Here is a 3,131-nt window from a genome sequence, read left to right on the forward strand (position 1 = left end):
ATTTAATAATGCTCAAAAAACTTATTTATAGATTTTCAATAATCCCGTGACGAATATTATGTGTACTGATTAAAATACGATTTTTGATTTCGATGTTATCCTCAAGCATTGCTTCTTTTTCAAGTTTTTGAATACTGTAAATCAGTTCATTTTTATCATTTAGGTCTATTGATAGTTGTTTTTCCAGTTTCCTGAAAGTCTTATCTAAAATAGATTGTAAAAGCCAGATTCTTGATTTTAGTTTTTGGGACAATTGAAACCTTTTCTGTAAATCATTTAAACGACTTAGATCAATAGTTGTACATGATTCAATTAATATTTCATTTGCTTTCTTACGTAACTCTATTGATGGAATAGCTTTACTGTTTAATATACCAATACGATCCAGCATCTTTCTAAGATGTATACGGAATTGAACTCCATATGGAATGTAAATTGAAGAATACATGCTCTTATAGTGTTGCGATAATATCCGTTTAACACTTTGTTCTGGTGTAAAGCTACGAATAAGATAAATTGAAAATGCTGATATGATCGGACCTGCAATACATGCTAGACATGTATCAATCAATGTAACCATATCTATATTATAATTATTTTGTAAGTTTAAACTCATGGCAAAGCTAACGGTGATTGGCATAGCCAGACCATTTAAAGGTGGGTGGGCATACATTGTTACCAGATATATTAATGGTGGTGCCAATACCAATGCTAACTGCCAAAACTCCTTAACACTTGGCAAGATAAATAAAACATATACCAGTGCCAGGATACTTGAATAAAAAGCACCTCTAACAAACATTTTTAAAGCTGGAACTGGATTATCAATCGCTGCAAGAATACATGCGGAAACTCCCGTGATTTGCAACATCATAAAACCATATTTCCATCCACTGAAGATCCAGATAAAGCAAGAAATAATAATGGCCAATGCAGCAGCTAATCCGCTACGTACTGCGAAACCGGAATCACGATGTAAAATCGGGTAATAAGTTAGAGGAGAAATGATATTTTTGGGGAGCTTTTTTTTGCCATCTAGAATGGAAGCCCAAATTTCCCGAATATAAAAAACGTTTTGAATAAGGTGTCTGATATCCATTTTCACACCTTCGAACATGATTCTTTGCTCAGCTCTCAAAAGGGATTCTATATTTTTATATTCGATTTTAAATGCTTGATTTATCGTATGTAAATTAATCTGGTGGTCACTATGCAACTGACTTAAATAATTTAAGACTTGATCATGAAGAGACGAAAGAACAGAACGATACGCTAAATCATAGTGATCCATTTCTTTAAAACGTTCGCTGATAGTTGTTATATTTGCAAGGAGCATAGTGACTTGATTAAGTATTTCTTGAACAGGTTTGGTCATCCCTGAAAATTTACTTTTTTCGTAACCTAAATGTTCTGCAAGTACATGAAGTTCGGAAACATCTTTGGTAAGTTTGTTGATCAGGGTTTGACTGCTCTCCTGATTGATTTGGTTATGCATGATTTGGGTAAATAATTCCTTGCTATCTTTTAAAGTATTATCGACTCGAAGTTTGATCACTGGCCCAATATGCTTTGGAAATAAAATAGAAAAAATTAATGCAACACAGACAACTGCAATGGAGGTTTCCAAAATTCGATTTAGGGCAGTGTCAAATACACTGACAGTATCAATACTATTAATAGAGGTAGCGACAACCATTACCGTTGTAAAACCGCAAATTGTAAATATGTAGCTTCTTGGTGAGCGGTCTAATAATGAAATATATAGTGAAAATCCTACCCATAATGCCAAAACAAAAGTAAAGCTTAGAGGTGTATTGATCAATTTAGGAAGCAACAATACAGCTACTGCACCACCCAATAGCGTTCCAACAAGACGGAACACTGCTTTTGATGATACTGTCCCGGAAAAAGGCGTAACAATAATATAGACAGTACCAATAGCCCACATGGGATAAGATAAATTTAGATAAAAGGCAATAAAAAGCGAGAGCATGGCTGCAATATAAGTTTTTATCGCAAAAATCAAATCAGATTTATCGGGACGAAAGGCAATGATTTGTTTGTGTAAAAACATATATTTCTCAATCTTTATTTCATTTAGTTATCCTTGCAACTAGATGATAATGAAAATCAATATCATCCAGTTTTTCGTATTATGATTTTAAATGGCATGAAAGTCAAAAAATAATAAAAAAAATAACACTAATATCTAATAGTGATAATTCATCTGGTTTAATAAATGAATTTTGAAATTCTTTCCCCTGTACTAATGACTTCAGGGACTACTTTTTTTCTGAAAATATCTTCTGTGTAAGTACTTACAGGACAGCTAACAGAGATTACAGCAGCAATTTCATGGTTTGATTGTTTATAAATAGGTGCAGCACAGGCAGCCATATCATGATTAAAATGTCCCCAGCTAATCATTGCTTTCTGGGGACGTACTTCATCTAGACGTTTTAATAACTCATTCAAGTTTTTAGGCGTTCTCTCTGAAAACACTTCCCAATTTGTAAAACTACTATATTTTTCTTTTACCTTTTCAACAGGCAGGCTAGCCAGAATAATTTGGCCAATGACAGTTGCATGAGCAGGCCATCTTGTTCCAAGCCCAACTGTACTTGTAAATGGACCTGAAGATTGTACGTTGCTAATAAAGACAACATCTGTTCCTTCAAGGATTGATAAATGGACAGCAACCTTGATTTTATCGCGAATTGATTTCATTTCTGGCAGGGCAACATCAATAAGTGACAATTTTGAGATACTTCTAAAACCTAATTCCATTACTTTTGAATCTAATGCATAGGTTTTGGCTGAAGCCTTTCGCAAGTAACCGCAATGTTCAAGTGTATAAATCAAGCGAAATGCACTTGATCTGTTTACATCTAGTGCTTCAGCGATATCAGTAATTGTCATTTCATTTGACTCGCGATTAAACGCTTCTAAAATAGCTAACCCCCGAATTAAGCCTGGAACCAGATAGCGTTCGTCATTTTTATTAGACAAGTTTTCATGTTCGGTTTTTTCAATGATTTCTTCATTCATAAATATTTCCCTACTCCAATTCTGAGTATTATTTGTTCAATTTTCACCTTTAAGGGCAATTAAAAATAATCAGTATGTAAAAC

Annotated in this window: 2 protein-coding genes; both read right to left on the reverse strand. The window is 33.7% G+C overall.

What is annotated here, in order from left to right; genetic code table 11:
- Window positions 1-25: 25 nt before the first annotated feature.
- Window positions 26-2,074: an FUSC family protein gene (locus KPC_RS18575; RefSeq protein WP_121975815.1), complete on the reverse strand. Its 2,049-nt coding sequence runs from the start codon at window positions 2,072-2,074 to the stop codon at window positions 26-28.
- Between the two features lie 158 nt (window positions 2,075-2,232).
- A complete protein-coding gene (locus KPC_RS18580) occupies window positions 2,233-3,048 on the reverse strand; it encodes an IclR family transcriptional regulator (protein ID WP_121975816.1) in 816 nt (271 codons plus the stop codon).
- Between the last annotated feature and the right edge of the window lie 83 nt (window positions 3,049-3,131).

The sequence above is a fragment of the Acinetobacter stercoris genome (assembly GCF_900323515.1).
GTDB classification, from domain to species: domain Bacteria; phylum Pseudomonadota; class Gammaproteobacteria; order Pseudomonadales; family Moraxellaceae; genus Acinetobacter; species Acinetobacter stercoris.

What these genes read in the sequence shown, in the direction of transcription:
- KPC_RS18575 (WP_121975815.1), bottom strand. Translation starts at nt 2,074, where the DNA reads ATGTTTTTACACAAACAAATCATTGCCTTTCGTCCCGATAAATCTGAT.
- KPC_RS18580 (WP_121975816.1), bottom strand. Translation starts at nt 3,048, where the DNA reads ATGAATGAAGAAATCATTGAAAAAACCGAACATGAAAACTTGTCTAAT.